Annotated in this window: 18 protein-coding genes and 1 riboswitch; of the genes, 9 read left to right on the forward strand and 9 right to left on the reverse strand. The window is 60.4% G+C overall.

Translation table 11 applies throughout. The features are described from left to right. Positions 1 to 28: 28 nt before the first annotated feature. From LBK75_09755 to LBK75_09780, 6 genes are all read left to right on the forward strand, one after another. The gene (locus tag LBK75_09755) at positions 29 to 1,231 is read left to right on the forward strand and encodes a DUF5711 family protein (protein MDR1158564.1); all 1,203 of its coding nucleotides are present in this window, start codon (positions 29 to 31) and stop codon (positions 1,229 to 1,231) included. Between the two features lie 39 nt (positions 1,232 to 1,270). After that, on the forward strand, positions 1,271 to 1,963 hold the full coding sequence (locus tag LBK75_09760) for a CvpA family protein (GenBank protein ID MDR1158565.1): 693 nt from the start codon (positions 1,271 to 1,273) through the stop codon (positions 1,961 to 1,963). 99 nt (positions 1,964 to 2,062) lie between these two features. Further along, positions 2,063 to 2,602: a CDP-alcohol phosphatidyltransferase family protein gene (locus LBK75_09765; protein ID MDR1158566.1), complete on the forward strand. Its 540-nt coding sequence runs from the start codon at positions 2,063 to 2,065 to the stop codon at positions 2,600 to 2,602. Positions 2,603 to 2,651: 49 nt separating this feature from the next. Then, a complete protein-coding gene (locus tag LBK75_09770; protein MDR1158567.1) occupies positions 2,652 to 5,003 on the forward strand; it encodes an ATP-dependent Clp protease ATP-binding subunit in 2,352 nt (783 codons plus the stop codon). Continuing rightward, positions 5,000 to 6,061 carry an A/G-specific adenine glycosylase gene (locus tag LBK75_09775; protein ID MDR1158568.1) on the forward strand — a complete coding sequence of 354 codons (1,062 nt, stop codon included), beginning with the start codon at positions 5,000 to 5,002 and terminating at the stop codon, positions 6,059 to 6,061. The genes LBK75_09770 and LBK75_09775 overlap by 4 nt, the downstream gene beginning before the upstream one ends. Beyond that, positions 6,048 to 7,745, forward strand: coding sequence for a hypothetical protein (locus LBK75_09780; GenBank protein MDR1158569.1), 1,698 nt, complete (start codon positions 6,048 to 6,050; stop codon positions 7,743 to 7,745). The genes LBK75_09775 and LBK75_09780 overlap by 14 nt, the downstream gene beginning before the upstream one ends. A 171-nt stretch (positions 7,746 to 7,916) precedes the next feature. On the opposite strand, the gene LBK75_09785 is transcribed toward LBK75_09780, so the two are convergent. Then, complete coding sequence (locus LBK75_09785) at positions 7,917 to 12,143, reverse strand: S-layer homology domain-containing protein (protein ID MDR1158570.1); 4,227 nt, start codon at positions 12,141 to 12,143, stop codon at positions 7,917 to 7,919. A gap of 159 nt (positions 12,144 to 12,302) precedes the next feature. Next, positions 12,303 to 12,577, reverse strand: a riboswitch (cobalamin riboswitch). A gap of 320 nt (positions 12,578 to 12,897) precedes the next feature. On the opposite strand from LBK75_09785, the gene LBK75_09790 reads away from it, so the two are divergent. Both LBK75_09790 and LBK75_09795 read left to right on the forward strand, forming a co-directional pair. Continuing rightward, complete coding sequence (locus LBK75_09790) at positions 12,898 to 13,851, forward strand: SPFH domain-containing protein (protein MDR1158571.1); 954 nt, start codon at positions 12,898 to 12,900, stop codon at positions 13,849 to 13,851. Position 13,852: 1 nt separating this feature from the next. Continuing rightward, positions 13,853 to 14,038: an Arc family DNA-binding protein gene (locus LBK75_09795; protein ID MDR1158572.1), complete on the forward strand. Its 186-nt coding sequence runs from the start codon at positions 13,853 to 13,855 to the stop codon at positions 14,036 to 14,038. A gap of 83 nt (positions 14,039 to 14,121) precedes the next feature. Here LBK75_09795 and LBK75_09800 read toward each other — a convergent pair whose 3' ends face one another. The 7 genes from LBK75_09800 to LBK75_09830 all read right to left on the reverse strand — a co-directional run bounded on the left by LBK75_09800 (position 14,122) and on the right by LBK75_09830 (position 20,172). Next, entirely contained in the window at positions 14,122 to 14,982 is an 861-nt protein-coding gene (locus LBK75_09800; protein MDR1158573.1) for an aldo/keto reductase, read from the reverse strand. Between the two features lie 49 nt (positions 14,983 to 15,031). Beyond that, complete coding sequence (gene plsY, locus LBK75_09805) at positions 15,032 to 15,907, reverse strand: glycerol-3-phosphate 1-O-acyltransferase PlsY (protein ID MDR1158574.1); 876 nt, start codon at positions 15,905 to 15,907, stop codon at positions 15,032 to 15,034. 15 nt (positions 15,908 to 15,922) lie between these two features. Further along, positions 15,923 to 17,245 (reverse strand): ribosome biogenesis GTPase Der, encoded by a 1,323-nt coding sequence (der, locus tag LBK75_09810; protein ID MDR1158575.1) that lies wholly within the window; start codon positions 17,243 to 17,245, stop codon positions 15,923 to 15,925. Between the two features lie 108 nt (positions 17,246 to 17,353). Continuing rightward, positions 17,354 to 17,779 carry a GNAT family N-acetyltransferase gene (locus LBK75_09815; GenBank protein ID MDR1158576.1) on the reverse strand — a complete coding sequence of 142 codons (426 nt, stop codon included), beginning with the start codon at positions 17,777 to 17,779 and terminating at the stop codon, positions 17,354 to 17,356. Positions 17,780 to 17,864: 85 nt separating this feature from the next. Beyond that, positions 17,865 to 19,178, reverse strand: coding sequence for a DUF512 domain-containing protein (locus LBK75_09820; GenBank protein ID MDR1158577.1), 1,314 nt, complete (start codon positions 19,176 to 19,178; stop codon positions 17,865 to 17,867). Positions 19,179 to 19,345: 167 nt separating this feature from the next. Further along, positions 19,346 to 19,546 (reverse strand): 50S ribosomal protein L32, encoded by a 201-nt coding sequence (rpmF, locus tag LBK75_09825; GenBank protein MDR1158578.1) that lies wholly within the window; start codon positions 19,544 to 19,546, stop codon positions 19,346 to 19,348. 131 nt (positions 19,547 to 19,677) lie between these two features. Continuing rightward, a complete protein-coding gene (locus tag LBK75_09830) occupies positions 19,678 to 20,172 on the reverse strand; it encodes a DUF177 domain-containing protein (protein ID MDR1158579.1) in 495 nt (164 codons plus the stop codon). Between the two features lie 289 nt (positions 20,173 to 20,461). On the opposite strand from LBK75_09830, the gene LBK75_09835 reads away from it, so the two are divergent. Beyond that, complete coding sequence (locus LBK75_09835) at positions 20,462 to 20,728, forward strand: hypothetical protein (GenBank protein ID MDR1158580.1); 267 nt, start codon at positions 20,462 to 20,464, stop codon at positions 20,726 to 20,728. Between the two features lie 304 nt (positions 20,729 to 21,032). Here the strand turns inward: LBK75_09835 and LBK75_09840 are convergent, their stop codons facing one another. Beyond that, entirely contained in the window at positions 21,033 to 22,310 is a 1,278-nt protein-coding gene (locus LBK75_09840; GenBank protein MDR1158581.1) for a B12-binding domain-containing radical SAM protein, read from the reverse strand. Between the last annotated feature and the right edge of the window lie 4 nt (positions 22,311 to 22,314).

Consider the following 22,314-nt stretch of genomic DNA (forward strand, 5'->3'; position numbering starts at 1 on the left):
CGCCGGGAGGAGTGAGGGGGGATTTGCCTTGAATGATTCGGAGAGAGACGCCGCGTCGGAGATTCGTCCGGCCCGGTCCGCACGCAAACCGGCCCGGCGGGTGAGTTCTACGCGCGTGGCGGTGTATGCATTGCTCTTTTTCGCCGTCCTCGTTTTCATCATTGGTTTTGTCACTTACCGCGATCAGCTCACGGCCGACACCTTCGCGGGGCTTTTTTCGCAGCTGCGCGCCGCCTTCGGCGGGGAATCGGAGGAAACGTCTGACACCTTCGTGTACGACGACTACATGCTAACCCGCTTCGCTGTCTTTCAAAAGGGGCTTGCGCTCCTGTCGGACAGCCGGCTGGTCCTGTACGGCCCGTCCGGACGGCAGACATACGCAACCGACTGTTTTCTCAAGGAGCCGGCGCTGGCGGTCTCGGACCGCACGGTTCTGGCCTACGACCGCGGCGGCACCTCTCTGCTTTGGGCCGACGCACACACCACCCTCTCCACGCGCACCTGGCCGGACATTCTCTTTCACGCCTCAATGAACCCACGGGGCGACACCGTCGTCGTCAGCAGGGAGCGCGGTTCCGCGTCTGTTGTGACGGTGCTGAGCACGCGCTTCGACGAGGAGTTCAAGTGGTATTCTTCCGACCTCTACGTACTAGACGCCGTGCTCTCCCCCGCCGGCAAACGACTCTGCGTCGTCTCGGCCGGGCAGGAGGGGGGCGTGTTTCTTGGTCGCATACTGCTGTTTGACACCGGTTCGGACGAACCTCTTCTCCGACTCGACCTACCGGACGTCTTGCCGCTCGCCGTATACGCGCTGGCGTCCGATCTGTTCTGCGTAGTCACCGAGAACGAGCTTTTGTTTTACAGCGGCGACGGCGTGGCAAGCGGATCCTATGCCTTCGGTGCCCGCAGCCTGCTGGCGTTCGACGCCGGAGATGATTTCATAGTGGTCTGTCTGGGGGACGCCGACCGCGTCGGCGGACGGCCGGAGCTCCTCTCGGTGTCGGCGGACGGCCCCCGGGCCTCCGTGTTCTTCGACGGGACACCGGACGCCCTGTCGGCGACGGGCCGCTTCGTCGGCCTCCTCTCGGCGGGCACAGCCCATGTCTACGACGCGGACTTAAAATCCACCGGCCCGGCGCTGACCGACGAGACAGCGCGATATCTTTTGATGCGCGCCGACGGAAGCGCGTTGCTGCTGGCCCAAAACGGCGCCCGTGTGTACCGGCCCTGAGCCCTACTTCCGGGTGTCCGCGAATTCTAGAGAGAGCAGGTGACTGCATTGACCCCAGTTGTGCTGGATCTGTTGATTTTACTTATTCTGGCTTTCTGCGTTTGGCAAGGTTACCGCAAAGGACTCATTTTGTCGTTGTCCGGATTCTTGATTTTGATCATCGCCCTATGGGGTGCCTCCTTCCTCTCCGATCGCTTTGTGGACTCGGTCACGGAACGAATCCATCCTCTCCTCGACTGGGTGACGGACGACGCCACAGAGGAAGCCGCCCGGTCCGAGGTCAGCGACAAAGACCCCGAGGCGCACTCGCTCTCCGTCGCCCGGAAGACGTTTTCCTTGCTCGGTGTCTCGGACAAGGAGGTGGATATCCTCGCCGACAAAGTGCTCGCCTTTATGGATGACGCCGGCGTGTCCGTCCGCGCAGGCATCTCGGCTGTCTTCATTCGCACGCTGACGTGGGTGATCCTATTCCTCTTCTTCCTCGCGATCATCGCGTTGCTGCTCACCTTGCTCACACACTTCATCGGCATGATGTTCGACCTGCCAGGTCTCAAGATGCTCGACACGGTGGGCGGCCTTGCCGCCGGATTTGCGCACGGCTGCCTGATCCTGTTTGCTATCGGATGGGGGCTGCGTTTTCTGGGTATATTGATCCCGGCCGAGTTGATCGGCGAGACGGTGTTCACGCGCTTTTTCGTACAGACAAACCCACTCGCCCTCTTTCTCTCATAACAGAGCGCAAAACCGGCCGTCGCGGCCGGAAAATTTCGCCCCGCCGCTGGGCGCGGGCACAAGTTCTTTCGATTGTATCATATGGGGGCTGATGCTGACGTGAACCTTCCAAATTCGCTCTCCTTGGTGCGCCTGGCCTTGGTCCCCGTCTTTCCTCTCGTCTATTTCTCCACACTCCCAAGCGCCCATCTGTGGGCAGCCGGCGTCTACGCGCTGGCCTCGGCCACCGACGTGCTGGACGGCATCCTGGCCAGACGTCTCCATATGATCACCCGGCTTGGCCGTGTGATTGACCCGATGGCCGATAAGTTGATGGCCGCCATGGTCGTCTTTTGCATCGCTCTTGACAATCCGATTGTGTGGTGGGCCGCCGGCGTGTTCTTCCTCAAAGAGCTCCTGATGGGCGCCGGCGCCATCTTGCAATATAAGAAGATCAACGACGTGCCTCCGTCAGAAGGATTTGGGAAATTTTCCGCCGTGCTGTTTTTTGTCGTCTGTTTGATCATCCTTGTCTTTGGTGCCGCGTTGACTCCGACGATACAGCTGATCCTCATCTCGGCGGCCACCGCCTGTTCCGTCCTCGCACTCCTCTTCTATCTGCGTCGGTTCATTGTACTGACTCGGTCGAAGAAGCACTGATGGGCATCCTGTCAGATCACCCCTTCTTGGAACCAAAGGAGACTTCTATATGCAGCCAACCCTGTGTTCTCGTTGCAAAAAAAAGGTGGCCGTTGTTTTTATTACTAAAATAGAAAACGGCAAGACGCACAATGAGGGCATCTGCCTCAAATGTGCAAAAGAGCTCGGCATCAAACCAGTGGGCGATATGATCGACCGCATGGGCATCTCGGACGACGACCTCGACAACCTCTCTCAAGAGATGATGGATGCCTTTGGAGACATGAACGAAATGTCCGGACTGCCGTCCGGCACCGGTCCGGACGAAGAGGAAGATGGCAAAACCGCCACTTTCCCATTTTTGAACCGTCTGTTTGGCAACATGTCCTCCGATAACACCGGCGAGAGCCCCACCCGTCCGGCGCGGGATCCCGAGCGCCGGGAGAGCAGCGGTGAATCACGCGCTCCAAAAAGGAAATATTTAGAAAACTATTGTATCTCGCTGACGCAGCGGGCCAAAGCGGGTCATTTGGACCGCATTGTGGGCCGCACCGCCGAGATCGAGCGTGTGGTGCAGATCTTAAACCGGCGGCAGAAGAACAATCCCTGCCTCGTCGGAGAACCGGGCGTGGGCAAGACGGCCATCGCCGAAGGTCTCGCTCTGCGCATCGCCGACGGCGATGTACCGGGAAAACTGGCGGACAAGGAGGTTTACCTGCTTGACCTCACGGCGCTGGTGGCCGGCACGCAGTTCCGGGGCCAATTTGAGTCCCGCATGAAGGGACTGATTGAAGAGATCCGTCGCCTCGGCAACATCATCCTCGTCATCGACGAGGTACACAACATCGTGGGCGCCGGGGACGCAGAGGGTTCGATGAACGCCGCTAACATCTTAAAGCCCGCCCTCTCCCGCGGGGAGATCCAGGTGATCGGCGCCACCACATTCTCGGAATACCGCCGGCATATTGAGAAGGATTCGGCGCTTGAGAGGCGTTTTCAGCCGGTGACGGTGTCCGAACCGTCGGTGGACGAAACCGTGGAGATCATCCGGGGTATCGCCCACTACTACGAGATGTTCCACGGCGTCATGATTCCCCCCGAAGTGGCCCGCCAGGCGGTGCTGCTGTCGGAGCGCTACATCACCGATCGTTTTCTGCCCGACAAGGCCATAGATCTGATCGACGAAGCCTGTTCCGACGTCAACTTGAAGACGCCGGCCATCCACCGAGCAGACCAGCTCCGCAAGGAAATCGAGGCCATCCGTCACGAGCGGGAGCATCTCATCACGGACAATGCGCCGGCGGAGTACGAGCGTCTGGCGGTGCTGAAGAGTCGCGAGATGGTCGCCATCCGGCAGCTTGAGGAAGTGACGAAGAGCGGCCCGCCGGCACTCACCGTGCCACATCTAGCCCGGGTCATCGAGCAGTGGACAAAGATCCCGGCGTCCCGCATCGAGGAACAAGAGTACAAACGGCTGGCCCTTTTGGAGGAGCGCCTCCAAAAGCGCATCATCGGGCAAAATGAGGCCATCGCCGCCGTGGCCGCCGCCATCCGGCGCGGCCGTGTGGGCATCTCGGGCAAGCACAAGCCGGTCTCTTTCATCTTCGTCGGCCCAACGGGCGTGGGGAAAACGGAGCTTGTCAAATGTCTGGCTCAGGATCTCTTCAACCAGCCGGAGTCGTTGATCCGCCTCGACATGTCGGAATTCATGGAGAAGCATTCTGTCTCTCGGATCATCGGCGCGCCGCCGGGTTACGTGGGTTACGATGAGGCCGGCCAGCTCACCGAGAAGATTCGGCGCAAGCCGTACTCCGTCATCCTGTTTGATGAGATTGAGAAGGCCCATCCGGATGTACTCAATATCCTGCTGCAGATTTTGGACGACGGTCGTATCACCGACGCGCACGGCCGCGAGGTCAACTTTGAGAATACGTTGATCGTCATGACCTCCAACGCGGGCTCCGACCGCCGCGACGGCTCCGTCGGCTTCGGCCGTACGCTCACCGAGCAAGGCAAAGAGAAGGCAATGAAGGCTCTCTCGGACATCATGCGACCCGAGTTCATCAACCGCATCGACGAGATCATCTCCTTCAACCAACTCACAAAGGACGACTTCAGCCGGATCGCGCGGATCATGCTGGACGAACTCGTCGACGCGATGGCGGAACGCGGCATGACACTCACCTATGACGGCGCGCTGATCTCATACCTGGTGGAAAAGTCTTATACGGTGAAGTACGGCGCGCGCAACCTGCGCCGGCTGATTCAAAAGGAAGTGGAGGATGCCATCGCGGTGCTGATCATCGACCACTATGCGGGCGGCCTCCTTGGCGTAGACGCCACTGCCTTGGGCGAGAAAGTGACGCTGACGGCGCTTCAGCCTAGCCTGCCCAGCCTGCCCAGGAGAAGGCCAGTCCGTTGACGGACGCCGGTTTGACCGAGGCGCTGCTCACGTGGTACGAGACCGCACGGCGGACGCTGCCATTTCGGAATATAAAGGATCCCTATTACATTTGGTTATCAGAAATCATGGCGCAGCAGACCCGGATCACGGCGCTGCTCCCTTATTTCACAGCGTTTGTGGCCCGTTTCCCCACAGTGGCCGATCTGGCCGCCGCCGATGAGCATGACGTGCTCAAGGCGTGGGAAGGGCTTGGCTATTACAGCCGCGCGCGCAACCTGCGCCGCGCAGCTCTTTGCATCATGAGCGAACACGGAGGCCAGGTGCCAGACGAGCCGGACGCGCTCCGGCGGCTGCCCGGCATCGGCGATTACACGGCGGGGGCCATCCTATCCATCGCCTTCGGACAAAAGGCGCCCGCCGTCGACGGCAATGTCCTGCGTGTACACGCCCGGATCCAATGCGACGACACCGACGTAACGACACCGGAGGCCCGGACGCGGGCGCGGGTGTGGGTGTTGTCGCTTATGCCGGACGACAGACCGGGGGATATGACGCAGGCGCTCATGGAACTCGGCGCTTTGCGTTGTCTGCCGGCCGCGCCGCGTTGCGGCGAGTGTCCGGCGGTATCGTTTTGCGGCGCACACCGGGCCGGGCGGACGCGCGCGCTGCCGGTGAAGTCTCCAAAGAAACCGCAGCGCGTCGAAAAGCGCTCGGTCTATCTGTTGCTAGACCCGGAGGGCCGTGTATTGATGCGCCGGCGCACCGAGGCGCTGCTGCACGGGCTTTGGGAGTTCCCCTCTGCGCCCGTAGCGGGGGTACCCCTGCTGTCTGACGAATCCTGCGGCCGGGCGGAACACGTCTTCACGCACATCCGCTGGCAGATGGAAGGCCATCTCTGCCGCACCCCAGCCACCTCGGCTCCGGAGAGCCACCTCTGGGCCGCTCCGGAGGACTTCGCCACCCTGGCGCTGCCCACCGCATTCCGCGCGTTCGTAAAAACCCTGCATGCCGTTTGGAAACAGCGATACTCTGAACCAAGTCCTGAAAGGGAGGGTCAAAAGGATGCTGGGATTTAAAAAGCCAAGCAGAATCATCATCAGCGCCGCCGCCGTGTTTGTCGCGGCGCTGACAGTAGGGTTGGCGGTAAATAGGACCACAGACAACGACTCAGCCATAACCGCCGAAAGCGACGAGCGGCATCTGGATACATCTTACGACGTTCACGGCGGAACTTTGCCCGACACGACTGTTACCCCTGTGTTCTCAACGCAGCAAGAGGCGGACGCATACGCCTTTCTCAGTGCCGTCGCGAAGGGCGAAGATCCGACCGGAGACGGAACCGCCGCCGAACTGCTGGGCAAAGCGTTTGATGGCAAAACGCCACATATAGAAAACATTCGCGTGCGTGAGAATGCAGACAATCAGTTCCTTTGCGATATCAAACTCGACCGCATATATGAGCCATGGACAATTACACTGTTGCTTGATTATGAAAATGGCTCCGTACGTTACTACTGTTGGTACACGCGCTATTATGAGCAGGCGCAGAATGTGATTGCATACTATCTTGCCGCGCTCGAAAGCGGAGATGTTCAGAAAATCGCGGTGGCTTTAGCGCTGGATGGTCGTCCGGCAACGGATATGCTCAATGAAGCTGAAGCTGTACTTGATTTTTACCGACAGTACGATTTGAAAGAACTGAGGCTTGCCAGTTTTGACTATGACGACGATATGACTCAGTTTGTATGTTTAGTGCAGAACCTGTACGGCGGCACTTTCGCGATTCGCCTGAATTGTATGGACGGTCTGGTCGGCCCCGACATTTGGGAGGCTACACACGCGTTCAAGCCGGAGGACATTCGCGACTTGGTATCCGCAAAGCTATATCTTACACAGGGAACGACCGTAACTCTCGACGATATGTCAACGTTACATGCACTCGAAAAACTTCTCAGTCAGAATGCGAACGAGGAAACGTTCCCGACAAAGTGTCCGTTCTATTGCCGGCTGGAATTGACCTGTACGGACGGCACAGCAGGGATAATCTACCCGGCCCTTGACAGCTGCGGCGTGTTCAAATCCGGCAGCCATTATTACAACTATGGCAACAGCAAAGCCAATGCGGATTTTTGGGCGATTTTTGGTGGAAATCCGTCTCTGTTGGCGCACAGATACGGTGAAGTCAACAACAAACCTCATCTCACTATAGCCGACGTTCGTAGACTGGCGGAAGAGAGCGAAGAATCCATTTTTCAACAACTGTCAGATTATTACAGCGATCATATCATCAATCTATATGACGAGCGTGTTAGGCAATGGACATATCCAATAGAAGGTGAAAAATGGCAGCTCGATGTGTTTGTCAGCGATGTCAACAACACGGAAACGCTGTCAATATACCTCACTCCGATTGGCTTTTTATTTCAGCCGCAGGGGGGGGTCGCATTTGAGAAAGGCGGCGTCGATGCGTATATCGACTTCGTGGAAAGCTATGTTCTGGCCGTGCTTACAGATGAGGAAATTGTTTCCGCCCAAGACATCGCGTTTGCCCATTGGTCACGCTTGTTTGCCGGAAAGTTCACGAAGGACGATATGCACTACATGGCACATATCGACGGACAGTTCGCGAACGCGGTCATCGTCAGCAGAGTTAAGGGCAAACTCGCTGTGTTCGCGGTCCATATCGACGGCATGCAGCGGCACATCATTCTCACGCAAGCGGAAAACGGCGCGTGGGAAGTCATAAATGAGGGCATTTAGGACTCCGTTTGCGTAACGTTCGTTGGGAAGCTGTCTTGCGCAAAAACGTTTTGAGAATTGCCATCACGGTCTTTCGCCGGGCGCCCCGTCGAAAAGGGACAGTCCCGCGCCTTCCGGTGCGGGACTGTCCCTTTTCGTTGTTCTATGTTCGCCGGGCGCTCCACTGGGGCCTCACCGCGTCAAAGTTTTGAGGAGGCGCATGAGCATCATCGCCGCTTCGGCACGCGTCGCGATCTCGTCCGGCGCCAGCGTCGTCCCGGTGCGGCCAACCATCAGCCCTTCCGCGTTGGCCCAGCGTACGGCGTCCAGCGCCCAGACGGACACCTTGTCCGCGTCCGTGTAGGCGGTGAGCACGTTCGCCTTCTCCGTGCCGCGTCCCTTCCAGCCGGCATACCGCAGTAAGATCGTCGCGATCTGCTCCCGGGTGATGCGGTGGTCTGGTCCGAAGCGGTTGTTTCCGTCCCTGTCGTTTCCGTATCCTTTTACAATGCCGTTTTCAGCGGCCCAAAGGATGGCGTTCGTGGCCGGCCCGTCGACTACATCGATGAAGCCGCTCGCCGCCGTCGCCGCGAGCTCGCCCTCGTAGCGGTGAAGTGCCGTTATAAACAGGGCTCTCGTCATGAGTCCGTCGGGGACAAAGACGCCGCCGTCGATATCGTCCATCAGATCATTTTCATATGTGTACTTGACCGCCTCATAATACCAGCTCCCGGCGGTCACGTCGGTGAATGGATCGGCCCACGGCCTTGGCACGAGCGACGTTCCCAAACCGCCGGCCACTTCCGCCGCCCCGCCGCCGATCTTGGAGGGCTGTCTCCAGTATTCGGCCCCTTCCTCCAGTTCATAGTCGTCCGTATAGTGGAACACGATGCGGTCGTTGTTTTCCAGATATTGCTGCGCGACACCATATAAGGGGTGGCCGTCGTTTAACGTGTACATCCAGCCCGACTTCGCGCCGTTGGTGCCCTCACCCAGCGTCACCCCGTCTTTGGTGATGGATGTGATGTAATGGCCGCTTGGGTTTTCCCATGTCAGGCCCGCCTGGGTCAGGGCTTTTTCGAGAACATCCAGCACTGTGGCGTTGCGGGAGACGGTGAAGACGGTGTTCCGGGGGAGCCAAAGGGTGAGACCGCCATGCTGCAGCGTGTGGGTCGGCCCGCCGTCCTCGGGAGGCGTATGGACGGTGTCGCCGTAGAGGGTGAGGTACACGGTGATGGTGGTGGGCCTGGAGGTCTCCGGATAGAGCACCGTAATCTCGAAGGACGCTTCCGCCGTTTTGTACCGGAGGGTGACGGTTTTGACGCCCCTGACGGTGTTGTCAAAACCGGTGAACTCGACTTCCTCGGGGGAGAGAATCTTTTTGTCGTCGTTGCTGAACGTGGCGGTGATCACCATATCGGTGGTGCTGAAGCCCTCCCCCACCACATACCAGGTCTTGTAGCCGCCGCCGATCTCCAGCTTGAAGACAGTGGCGGTGTCCCGGTGAACAGGATACTGCGCGCCCTGCGCCCAGTTTTCCAGGCTGCCTTCACCACGGTTCAGCCAGTCGGTGACCGTGCCGTCGCGCAGCTGCTCCGCCGTCACCGCGCTGGCCAGGCTGTCGGTGTCGACGCCCAGGGGGTCGTCGGTGCGGTTCACGTCGCGCCGGCTCATGCCACTGATATCCGGCGCCCCGGCGCCGGTGTTGACATAAGTCACGCCCTCGACAAAGGCGGGCGTCGGGTGGCTGGTGTCGACGTACTGCACACCGCCGATGCCTCGGGCCACCCCGGCGGTGTCCGCGTAGTAATTGTTCGTGACGATGTTGTAACGGTTAAGGGACCGGATGTAGCCGATGATGCCGCCGGCGTAGATCTCGGTCTCCGCCGGATCGGCTGTAGCCGTGACGGTCCCGATGAAGACGCTGTTGCGGATGCTGCCGGGGCCGTTGTCCCAAGCCTGCACGAGGCCGCCCTCGTCGCCGAGGAGTCCGCCCACGCGGTTGCTCCCCGTGATGTCCGCCGCGACATAGCAGTTCTCCACGGTGACGGCGGGGGTGTTGGGGGCAAAGGGGGAGACATAACCACTGCCCACAATGCCGCCCACACCGCTGCCGGTGGCGATGACCTGCCCGGCGAAGGCGCTGTTGCGGATGGCAAAGGGCCCCATGGACTGCCCCTTGAAACCAGCCAGACCGCCCACGCCGCTGCCGCCGTAAACCGTGGCATAGCTGACGCTGTCCACAATCGTGCCGTTGAAACCGCCGGCAAAGGAGCCGCCGCTCCCGGTGGCGGGCGTGTCATTCACCCTGTCGTACCCGACGACGACGCCCGCCTCCGCGGTACAGCGGACGATGTTCACGTGATTCTGCCCCGAGGCGCTGCCGCCGATGAAGCCGGCGAGCCTCGTGGTGGTGCCGCTCTTGAGCGTGACGTTGATGATGTCGACGGTGGGACCGCCGCCAGAACCGGTGGGACCGTAGTCGACGGGGTAGCTCTGTACCAAGCCGTAGCTGTTGATGTAGGGGCCGTAGATGCTCAGATTTTTGACGGTGGCGCGCCGGGCGTACAGCAAGAGGGGCGGGGAATCATAGGCGAAGCTGAGGGTGTGGCCGTCGCCGTCCAGCACGCCGGAGAAAGGCTTCATATTCCGTCCGCTGCCCGTGACGTCGCCGCCGCCGATGGGCTTCCAGGTGTCGTCCAAGTCGATGTCATTCGTGAGCTTGAAGTGGACGCCGCTGAATGGGAGACCGGCCTCGGTCTGCCGCTGCAAAGCGGCCAGGTCCGCCTTTGTACTGAGCAGTTTGGGGTCCTCCGCCGTGCCGCGGCCGGGCCAGTCCTGCATCGCCTCCCCGTAGTCCTGCGGGGTCTCGATGTGGACATAGATCGTCTCGCTGGCCTGATATCGCAAGCCGCCCACGGTGACGCTGGCCGTGACGGTGTACAGGTTCGGCCCCAAGCGCGCCGATGTGGTCACGGGGGTGATGGAACCGTCGCCGTTGCCGGACGTGCTCGTCTTACTGCCGCCCCACTGCACCGTCCAACTGTAGGTGACGGCATAGCCCGCCGCTGCGGTGGCAGCGGACACCCGCAGGTCCGACACCCCCGTCTCGTCCACACGGTAGTGGTAGCCAATTTCCTGCGTCCAAGTGATGCCCACAATCTCCGGCAGCCGTTCGCCCGGCGTCAGCACCGTGAGTACGGGGGTGGGGTCCGGGAAGACCGTGACGCGCGCCGCCTCGGAGGCGGTGCTCCGGCCGCCTTCGGCCGTGCTCGTGACGACGCAATAATAATAGATAACACCCACTGCTGTCACGGATGGGACAAACTCGGCCTCTGCGGCACCCGCCACCGGTATTCCGCTGGAAACGTCGTCCACAGTGTTTTGATACCACTGGTAACGGAGCCCCCCGGCAGCAGTGGCGTAGAGAGACAGGGCTTTGACGCCTTCTTGATGCAGCACATAGTCCGCTGACGCCGCGGGCTGGACGATGATGTCGGGCGTGAGTTGGGGGGCTGTATCGGGGGCGGTGACGGTGACGACACACCAGGGGGCGAAGATGTCCACATAGGCGTCGCCCCGGGCGGAGAGGATGTACGTGCCGGGCGCGGCAAAGCGCACCGTGAACGCGCCGTCCTCGTCGGCCGCGACCGCCGGCACAAAGGGCGCCGCCGCGCCGGTGGCGGGATTGAGGGTGACAATGGGCAAGTCCTCGCAGAGACCGGTGTCAACAATACCGTCGCCGTCGAGAGGCTGACCGTACATCATCGTGAGCAGCATGTCTCCTTTGAGGGTCAGCGTGAGATCCTCGCCGGCGACCGTCGTGACCGCCTGCGTTTTGCCTGTCTGATTCTCAAACCAAGTATAATAGTCCGTGGAATAGGCATCTTGGTAGATCAGAAATTCCACGTCGTCTCCGTCGGCCACCGGCGCGTCCGGGACGGTGAACGCCGTGTCGTCCTCTCCCGGCATCGCCCCGTCGACTAGGAGCGAGAGAATCGGTTTGCTCTCTCCAAAGGCCGCGGTGACATAGTCCTGTTCGTTCATCGTGACGGCGCCGCGCACCCAAGCGGCAAAGCCCTCCTCGTCATAGGCGCCGTTTGTGAGCACATATTGGATCTGATGCGCCCTGATCAGCGCATCCAGGCCGGAGACGGCCCCCTCGATGTCCTTGTAGCCGTAACGCTCAGACAAATCCGCCGTGACCGTCGCCGCCTGTTTGGGGACAATGTAACCGCCGTCCTGAGCGCTGAGAAAAATGTCCGCCGTCTCACGGCCGGGTTCATCGGCGGCCGGTGCGAAGACGACCTCATTGTCCCTCGCCCAGGCCACCGTCGGCAGGGTCAGCACCGAGAGACCGGTCAGGACCATCATCACAGCCAGCAGTATGGATGCGAGCCTGTTTTGCCACTTCTTCAAATTTCTTCCTCCTCCGTGATTTCACCGCGCCGCACAGCCGATCCACCCGCCGCCGCGGGCGCGATCCGCTCCGGCGACGTATGGCCACAAGAAAAAAGCTGTGACAGCAATGTCTGTCACAGCCATACTCCACGCTTCTTTCGCACATAAAACGTACAAAAACAAAGCCTATCTTTTTGTAGGTCTTCTGACTCGTGCCTTTCCAAAGCCCGAAGGGGCTTTGACACCGCGCCGCCCAGCCTTCTCAGGACGCTTCCCAATGACCGATTTTCATCGCGGGCTGCGCAATTCAGTACACTCACAGCATGGCCGGAGCAGGCGCCCGCCTGCACAAAGCGCGCACCGACCATATCCGGGATTTACACCCGGTTCCCTTGTTCATCCCCACAACCCTGTGACGCGGCCGCGGGGCCACAAAAAGATGATCTATAAGCCATTATAACATGGATTTGCGGAAATGCAACCGAGAATTCCGGCGCTCTGGCCTCTTGCCCGGATCGCCCAAGCGCCGGCGGCAAGCGCACACGGCTACAAGTGTCTCTCTACAACCTTAAAAAGAGTGTGGAACTGCCAGCAGGGTGGTAAACCGTCACAGAGAGGTTTGAGATTTCCCTTGACATCGAAACCGTCGTATGATATTATTATAATATCGAAATAATATCATATAGAAAGAGGTAACACAATGGACAAGAGGGAAAATTCCGCCGTTTACGATCCGAATCTGGAGGAAAAGAACGCCCCGGCCGTGGGGGGGATGGCCGTCATGCTCCTCAATATTCTGCTTTTTATCGCCGCGCTGTATCTCGCCGTATGGGGATTTTTGAGCGCCTACACGGCGCTCGGCGTTTGTGCCCTCGTCGCCGCCTGCTTCGTCTGTCCGATGATTTTCTGCGGTCTCAAAATCCTAAAACCGAAGGAGGCCCTGGTGCTGACGCTATTCGGCAAGTACTACGGCACCTTGAAAGGGCCCGGATTTTTCTTTGTCAACCCGCTTGTCTCCGCGTTCAACCCCTCTTCGAACGACACGACAACCGGAAATCTCACGGCCGAGCCGACAGCTTCCGCCAAAATTGGCGAGCAGTCTTTGCAGATCGGTCTCAACATCCGCCGGAAGCAAAAAATCTCGCTCAAGACGATGACGCTAAACAATGATAAGCAAAAGATCAACGATCTGCTTGGCAACCCGATCATCATCGGCATTGTCGTCATCTGGAAAGTCGCCAACACCGCGAAAGCCGTGTTTAATGTGGACAATTATACCGAATTTCTGTCGATCCAATGCGACAGCGCCCTGCGCAACACGGTGCGTCTCTACCCCTATGACATCACCGGCGAGAACATGGACAACGAGAAATCCCTGCGCGGCAGCAGCCAGGAGATTGCTGGAAAGCTCAAAGAAGAAATCCAGTCGAAAGTCAACGCCGCCGGTCTGGAGATCGTTGAGGCCCAGATCACGCACCTGGCGTATGCGCCCGAGATAGCGGCTGCCATGCTCCAGCGCCAGCAGGCGTCCGCCGTGGTCGACGCCCGCCAGATGATCGTGGACGGCGCCGTCGGGATGGTGGAAATGGCGCTCTCCAAGCTGAACGAGAAGGCAATCGTCCACCTGGATGAGGAAAGGAAGGCCGCCATGGTGAGCAACCTTCTCGTCGTCCTGTGCGGCAACAAGGACGCGCAGCCCATCGTGAACAGCGGTTCGCTCTACTGAGATGGCAGGCGACGACAAAAAAAAACAGGTCCTTCTGCGCATCTCCGATCTTCTTTGGCAGGACCTGGCGGCCTGGGCCGAGGACGACTTTCGTTCGATCAACGGACAGATCGAATATTTGCTGACAGAGTGCGTGAAACGCCGCAAAAAAGGGCATGCGCTCTTTATGCCCGACCGGACGGAGTGAAACCGGGGGCGATCCGTGGATCGCCCCCGGTTTCACTGGCGAAAATCATGTTTTTGTAAAATATCCCATTCGTGGCCTGCGCATCATTCGATGTCGAGGTGCATCTTGGCGGTGGGCGGCCAAAAATCCCGGTCGAGAGCAGCCCAGTCCTCGTCGGAGACCGCGAGCGTCAGGGCCTTCGCATTTTCCTCGACATGGACGGGCCGCGACGCCTTGGGGATCGCCGTCACATGCGGCTGCCGCAGCACAAAGGCCAGCAGCAGCGGCATGACGCCGACGCCGTACCTGCCCGCGACGTCCCGCAATGTTTGGCTGGTCAGAAGATCCCCGTGGACCCCACGCAGCCGCCCCGCCTGCGCCAACGGACAATAGGCCATGGCCGCGACGCCGTGCGCGCGCAGCCACGGGAGGAGGTCGTACTCGATCCCCCGGGAACCGAGGTGATAGAGCACCTGGTTGACCGCGCAGCGGGACCCGCCCGGCACGCGCCACAGCGCCTCCATGTCCGGCGTATCGAAGTTCGAAACGCCCCAGCGCCGGATCTTGCCCGTTTTGATCAGTGCCTCCAGGCCGTCGACCGTCTCCTCTAGGGGGATGTCGCCGCGCCAGTGCAGCAGATAGAGGTCGAGGTAATCGGTCTGCAGCCGCCGCAAGGAGTCGTCACAGCTCTCAAAAAGCGCCGGACGGGCGGCGTTTTGCGGGAGTACCTTGGAAACCAGCAGGTAACTCTCTCGCGGGATACCCCGCAGCGCCCCGCCGATCCTCGTCTCGGAGCATCCGCCTCCGTACATCTCGGCGGTGTCGAACAGATTCATACCCAGCGCCAGACCGCGCCGAAGCGTCGCCGTCTCGTCCGCCGCGCACGCCGGGTCGTCGCCGATGTTCCAGCCGCCCTGCCCCAGCACGGGCAGCATCAATCCACCCGCCGAAACCGTACGCCGCATGCGCAGCACTCCCTCTCAGTCACAGAGAATCATCTCCCCGCACGTCCTCTCACATGCCGGCCATGCGGTTCAGGCGCTGCCTCCTCAATCTCCTCGCATGGGCCTTTTTGTGGCGGCGTGCGCTCTGCGCGCGGTTGCCCCGGCGCGCACGCCGGGCATGGTAGCTGTTGCGGTGGTGCAACCGGAACTTGCCGCGCCCCCGGGCCTTGTCCCGCAGCTTGCGTGTGGTGGTCCTCAATTTGCTGGATGTCTTGTCTCGGATGTCGAGAGTCCTGGTCTTGATGGTGTCCAGCATCGCGCGGCCCTTGAAGGTGAATCGCCGTTCGCTGCCCTCAAGCAGGCGGCCAATGTTTTCCCGATGCATAAAAACAATCACGAATGCGATGATCGCCGAGAGTACCACATAGACCCATGTCTCCCACCCCGCGCCCCGGTGGAAGCCATACATGCATACCGGCACGAAGAGAGCGGCCAAAATCGAGCCCAGCGACACCCATCGCGTGATCAGCGTCGTGATAAAAAAGACGCCGAGCACGACGGCGCACACCCGCCAGTCCACAACGGCCAAAATGGCCGCAGTGGTCATGACGCCCTTACCGCCTCGGAACTTGAAGAATACCGGAAAGACATGCCCCAAGATAACGGCGAGTCCGGCCAGCAGCCGGCCCAACCCACCCCCGGCGGCTTCCGACATCATCCAATAGCCAAACAGGACCGCGAGGACGCCTTTGAGAATATCCCCCATGGCCACCACGGCGGCCCATTTTTTCCCCATCACGCGGTAGGCGTTGGTGCTGCCCGCGTTGCCGCTGCCGTAGTCGCGGATGTCCACCCGCAAAAACAGGCGCGACACCAAAATCGAGATGTTCAGGCTTCCGAGCAGATAAGAGACGGCGAGGGTGAGAACAATTTTCCACCAGTCCATAAAAACCTCCCGAAGCTACTCCCCGCCGCGCTGGCGCACCGTCATCCGAACGGGCGCACCGGTGAGGCCAAAGGTGGCGCGAATCTGATTTTCGAGGTAACGCCGGTAGGAAAAATGAAAAAGGCGCGGATCGTTGACAAAAACGACGAAGTGAGGCGGCAGGATACCGGCCTGGGTCATGTAGAGCACCTTGAGGCGGCGGCCCTTATCTGAAGGGGGCTGCACACGGGCCTGCGCGTCGGCCAGCACATTGTTGAGCTGGCCCGTACCGATGCGCATTTTCCCCTGTTCGAGTACAAACTGGATCTGTGCAAAGAGCTTGTCGACGCGCCGCCCCGTCAGGGCGGAGATAAAGACCACGGGCGCATAGGACATGAAGGCCAGCCGGTCTTTGATCTCGCGGCGCTTTTGGTCCATCGTCTTCTCGTCTTTCTCCACGAGGTCCCACTTGTTCACGACAATGATGGACAGCCGCCCGGCTTCGTGCGCCAGCCCCGCGACCTTAGTGTCCTGCTCGGTCACGCCCTCGGCGGCGTCGATCAGGACAAGACAGACGTCGGCCCGCTCCACGGCCATGTGTGTGCGGAGTACGCTGTAATACTCAATGTTGCCATCCACACGGGCTCGCTTGCGCATCCCCGCCGTGTCGATCAGCAGGTATCGGCCGTATTCATTTTCAAACTCGCTGTCGACCGCGTCGCGCGTGGTACCCGGTATGTCGCTGACGATGACCCGTTCCTCGCCCAGGATCCGGTTGACCAGCGACGACTTCCCCACATTGGGTTTGCCGATGATCGCCACCCGAATGCACTCAGTCTCCGTCTCCTCCGGCGTCTCTGCCGGAAAAAGCGCCACACAGGCGTCCAGCAGGTCCCCTGTCCCGAGTCCGTGCAGCGCGGAGATCGGGTACGGGTCGCCGAGACCGAGCTGATAGAACTCAAACAGACCGGCGTCCGCGGGCCCCGTCGCGTCGGCCTTGTTCACGGCGAGCAATACGGGCCGGCGCGCGCGCAGCAGCATCTGAGCCACCGCCTCATCCGCGGCCGTCACACCGGTGCGCAGGTCGGCCATCAGAACAATGACGTCGGCGCCGTGAATCGCAATCTCCGCCTGCGTGCGCATGAAGCGCAGCACGGCGTCGTCCGTGTGGGGCTCGATGCCGCCGGTGTCCACCAGGGAAAAAGACCGGCCGTTCCACTCACAGTCGGCATACAGCCGGTCCCGGGTCACGCCCGGCGTATCCTCGACAATCGACAGGCGGCGGCCCGCCAGTTTGTTGAACAACATACTCTTGCCCACATTGGGACGCCCCACAATGGCCACCACGGGCTTTGCCACGAACCTCACCGCCTCTCCGCGCGTCGCCCGCCCCCCGGGCCGGCAGCGCGCCGTCTGCGCCGGCGGACCCTCGCAACGCAACGTCCGCCTCAAAACATATTTCGCGTGTCACAGGCGCCGATCCATCCGGACGTGGACGATGCCCTCCTCAAAGAACTCCGGCCCGACGCGGACGAAGCCCAGCTTCTCATAGAGGGGCGCCGCATACGTCTGCGCGTGCAGCGTCAGTCTCTGCGCCCCCAGTCGCGCGGCGATATCAATCAGCGCGCGGCAGACCTGCGTCGCGTGCCCCTTCCGACGCTCCGCCGGCAGCACCGCGATGCGGCCCAACACTGCGGCGGCGCCCTCCGCGTACACCCGCCCGCAGGCAATCGGCGCGCCGTCCCGGCACAGTACGACATGGAACGAAATCGGATCGCAGTCGTCCCACTCGTGCGCCAGCGGAACACCCTGCTCGCGGACAAAGACCGCTTCTCGGACCGTGAAGGCGGGCGCGGCGTCCCCTCCGGGTACAATTTCCCGCAACGCCAGCATCCGACCGCCTCCTCTCCCCTTTGCGATCTCTCTGTCTTTACTATTGACGAGCTCTCTCCAATTGTATCCCAAATGTGTGGCAAAATCATGAACATTCGCCCACCGACAAAATGTTTCTGACCAGCGCCGCCCCGTCGTTCGGCACCGACGTCACCGGCGCGCCAATGGCCCTCGCGATCTCCGCCGGAGACACGCCATCCAGGCAGACGTCGCCGTCGTGACGCAGCACGCTCTGTGGGATAAACACACGGCGACCCGCCACGCGGCCCATGAGCGCGCTGATCAGATCCCGCCCGCCAAGGAGCCCGGCTACCGTCACCCCGGGACCAAACAGATGGTTCTCCACGTCAACCACCGCAAACGGAAGTGCCGGCAGACGGCGCGCCATGCTCTCCATCAACCGCCGCAAAAAAGGAGCAGCGGCCCGGCCCGTGGCGATCGTGAATGGAGCAATCGGCCCGGGCGCCTCTATGATTTCTAATTCTTGGAAAAACTCCATCTCAAAGAGCCGCAGCATCCCCACGCCGTTTTCGAGCTGCGGGTAGCCGTCGTAGGCCACCTCGTCCGGCAGCGGCTGGCCGGATAGCAGGTAAAGTTCATCCGCGCCGTAGACAACGCCGGCACCATGCCGCACACGGCAGGCCGACGCCGCGGCATCCACAACCGCCAGCACAGCGGCGGCCCGCGGCCCATCGAAGGGGGTGATCGGATAGAGTCCCGCGCGGTGCTTTGTGAGGCCGACAGGTACGACAGAGACACTGGCCACGGCCGGGTACAGCGCCGTGAGATCCGCAAGGGTTCTCGTCAGGACCGCCCCGTCGTTCAAGTCTGGGCATACCACCACCTGCGTATGCATCTCAACACCATGCGCCGCCAGCCGGCGCAGCCGCGGCAAACAATCCCCGGCGTGCCGGTTGCCCAACAGAAAGCGCCGCACATCGGGGTCGGTCGCATGCACCGAAATATGGAGCGGGCTGACGCGCTGCGCGCAAATGCGCCCCAACTCCTCTTCCGACAGGTTCGTCAGCGTGATATACTGCCCCAGCAGGAAACTCAAACGGGCGTCGTCGTCCTTGAAATACAGGGATGGCCGCAGGCCGCGCGGGAGTTGGTCGACGAAACAGAACACACAACGGTTCCGACAGCGGTGCTGCGTGTCCATTAGATATGTCTCAAACGTGAGCCCCAGATCTGCGCCCTCCGCTTTCCGCACGGACACCGTACGCCGCACCCCCGCCCGGTCGAGCGTCAGCGTCAGCCGGGCATCGTAGGTATAAAACCGGTAGTCGAGCACGTCGCGGACAGGGCGCCCCGACACGGAGAGCAGTATCTCCCCCGGCTCGATGCCGGCACGCGCGGCCGGAGATCCAGCGTCTACGCCGGTGATGACGGCGGCCATGCGGTTTCCTCCTCCGGAGATAGCGCCCCGTTTGGGCGGAATATATCGTCGTGTCTGCGGCAAGGGCGCGGTTTTTGACGCCTGAGACAACCTCTGAACCATTGAGGGGCGGAGTCTTCCTCCGCCCCTGCCCGTTGCCTCCCGTTGTCTCTCTGCGCCGTCGGCACTTACGCCTTCTTTTTCTTTTTGTCTTCGAGATGCAACACATCGCGCCCGTTGTAAGTGCCGCAGGCACGGCACACCCGGTGCGACAGTTTCAGTTCACCGCACTTGGGGCAGGCGACAAGCAGCGGGGTCTCCAACTTCCAATGGGCACTGCGGCGCAGATGTTTGCGCTGTTTCGAGGTCTTTTTCTTGGGGACTGCCATGAAAACACCACCTTTGATCGGAAGCGCGCCTTCCCCGGCTAAACCCGGCGCGAAAGGGCGGCTCTCGGAATTTTATATTGTCATGAGCGTGATACTCTATAAACGCCGGGCACGGTGCTCGGGCAGTACCGTCACGGGCGCCACTGCCGCAAGGCCGCCCAACGCGCGTCGCCCTCCGGCGGCGCGCAGTCGCACGGGCCTTCGTTTAAATTGTGCCCGCAACGCGGGCAGAGACCCCGGCAGTCCTCGCGGCAGAGATGTTTCATCTCCATCGACAACACAAGCACGGGAATCAGCACTTCATCCAGCGTCAGTTCGTCGCCTGTCAGCAGGTAAATCTCATCGTCCTCGTCGCCGGCCAACCGCTCGGCCAATACCATCTCGACGGGAATAATCGTCTCCCTCTCATACGCCACGGCACAGCGGTCGCAGGTCAGCGACAGCGTGGCCTCCAGCACAGCCTCCAACGTGAGTACGCCGGCGGTGTTGGCCACGGCACCCCGCGCACAGACGGGCGCCCGAAATGGGCGGCCCCAAGGAAATTCCATGTCGGACAGATCGAACTCACAACAAAAAGGCGCCCGTGCGCCCGGCTGTTCGATCACGTCACGCAGCGCCAATTTCACGGAGCACACCACCCGCGCGTCATCTCGGCCAAACGAGGGAAAAAACAGGCACGGTAAATATTATACGTGTGTACGCGCCATTTGTCAACGAAAATTTGCCGTTTCGTCCGTTTTTGGCACACAAGATTACACCGGGCGCGCAAAAGAACTTATCACATTTCCCCACCGCGCAAAAAAGCACGTCTGCCGAAAATTCTTCTTGACAAATTCATACTTATCGTGTAAGCAGATCATCGAAGTGCCGCAAAACGCACACAGTGTCGTTTGTGACATCAAATGGGGCGACAGCGTGTATTCCATCGACCTTGACCTGATTGAAGAAGGCGACGCCTATGAACTTCGCGGCAAAGAGATTGGTTACGCAAAGGAGGACGGCGGCACTCGGTGGAAAATTTTTGCGCGCAAAGGGTACGCACCGGAGGATTATATCGTCGCATATCCCGACGTCATCATGAGCACCTATTCCGTTTACAAGCGCGGTAAGGGCACTGTACCTCAATACACCAACATCAGCGCTTTCCCCGACCTTGGTATCACAATGGAGTTTCCTTTATAGGCTTCAAAAAACGGCTGCTTGGCTGCCGTTTTTTACAGTGTCCCCCGTTTTGGCCTCTACGCGCAACCTGCGGGGACGTTTACCTGTTCTATATCGAGTTCCTCGATGCCGGCCAGAGCGAATACTGCGGTATCGTCTGCTCCAACGGGCATATTGTGCGGCTTAAAAAACAAGACAACGACGGCTTTGCGACGACAAGCGGCCTTTTGCCAGTGGAATAAATCACCCCGATCATATACACGGCCCGATTAAAATACCACTCGTAGGGGCGAATCGCGATTCGCCCCTATAATAAATCCGCAAATCAGCTGCCGTGAATGCTGAGCCGATAGCCGAGGTTGATCAAAAAGTTGACGGCGACATTTGTCCGCGATACGCGCATGCGGCGGACAAACGAACCCAGCGAATAGAAGCGGCGGCGAAAACGGTGAAACCCCCGCCACAGTTCATCCGTGCTCATGTGCAAGGGCTGAAACGCCATCGCCGTTTTGCTGTTGTAAAAGCTCCAGTCCCCGGTCAGCAGCCGCCCCTCCGCCTTGAATTGCTCGTAAATCGGCGTCTTGGGAAACGGCGACAGAATGCTCACCGTCGCTCCGTCCACGCCGAGCCTTTCACAAGCGTCAAGCGTGTCGCCGAACACGGCGGGCGTGTCGCTGTCAAAACCAAATACGATGCCCGCCTGTATCATAATCTTGTGACGGTGAATGGCGCGGATCATCGGTTCATAGTCGGCCAGACGGTTGATCGTCTTGCCCGCATCGCTTAGCGCGTCGTCATTGAACGATTCCAGCCCGATAAACAGATACAAACAGCCCGCCTCCCGCGCGAGGGCGAGAAGCGCCTCGTCCATACAGTCGCGCAGCGTCGCCTGCGCCGCCCAGCGGCGTTTCAGCGGAACAAGCGCCCGGAGCAGTTCCTTGGCATACGCTTGATCTGCGAACAAATTGTCGTCCCAAAACACAAAGAATTTGGACGGCATCGCCGCTATCTCCGCCATGACGCTGTCAACCGGGCGCGTACGAAACGCGTCGGGGTAGATCTGTTTGAGATTGCAGTAGCGGCAATGATACGGGCAGCCGCGCGTGGCAAACACCGCGCCTTTCATCATGGGGCGGCGCTTCAGCAAGTCCCAGCGCGGAATCGGCGTGTCGTCGAGACAAACCGGCGTTTCGGACTTGTACTCGCCCTTGGCCTCGCCGTTTCGAAAATCTGCCAGAAACCGCGGCCATGTCTCCTCCCCCTCGCCAATCAGCAGGTGGTCGCAATGCGCCCTCACATCATTGGGCAGCAACGTGGCGTGGGGGCCGCCCATCACAACTTTCGCGCCGCCGCTTCGAAACTTCGCGCCGATCTCATAGGCGTGCGGCGCGTTGGGCGTATTGACCGTTATGGCAACCAAATCAAAGCTGCGCGCATAGGGTATGCGCTCGCGGTATTCGTCCACAAGGGTCATCGCGTAATCCCTCTCGTCAACGAAAGCCGCCAGGTACGGAATCGTAATCTGTGAGAAGTTGTTGAACTGAAAGCGGCGGAACCGATTGATCTCTCGGTTTTCCGGCTGGATCATCAGGAGCTGAATCATCTCT

The organism is Oscillospiraceae bacterium (assembly GCA_031265355.1).
Lineage (GTDB): Bacteria > Bacillota > Clostridia > Oscillospirales > UBA929 > JAIRTA01.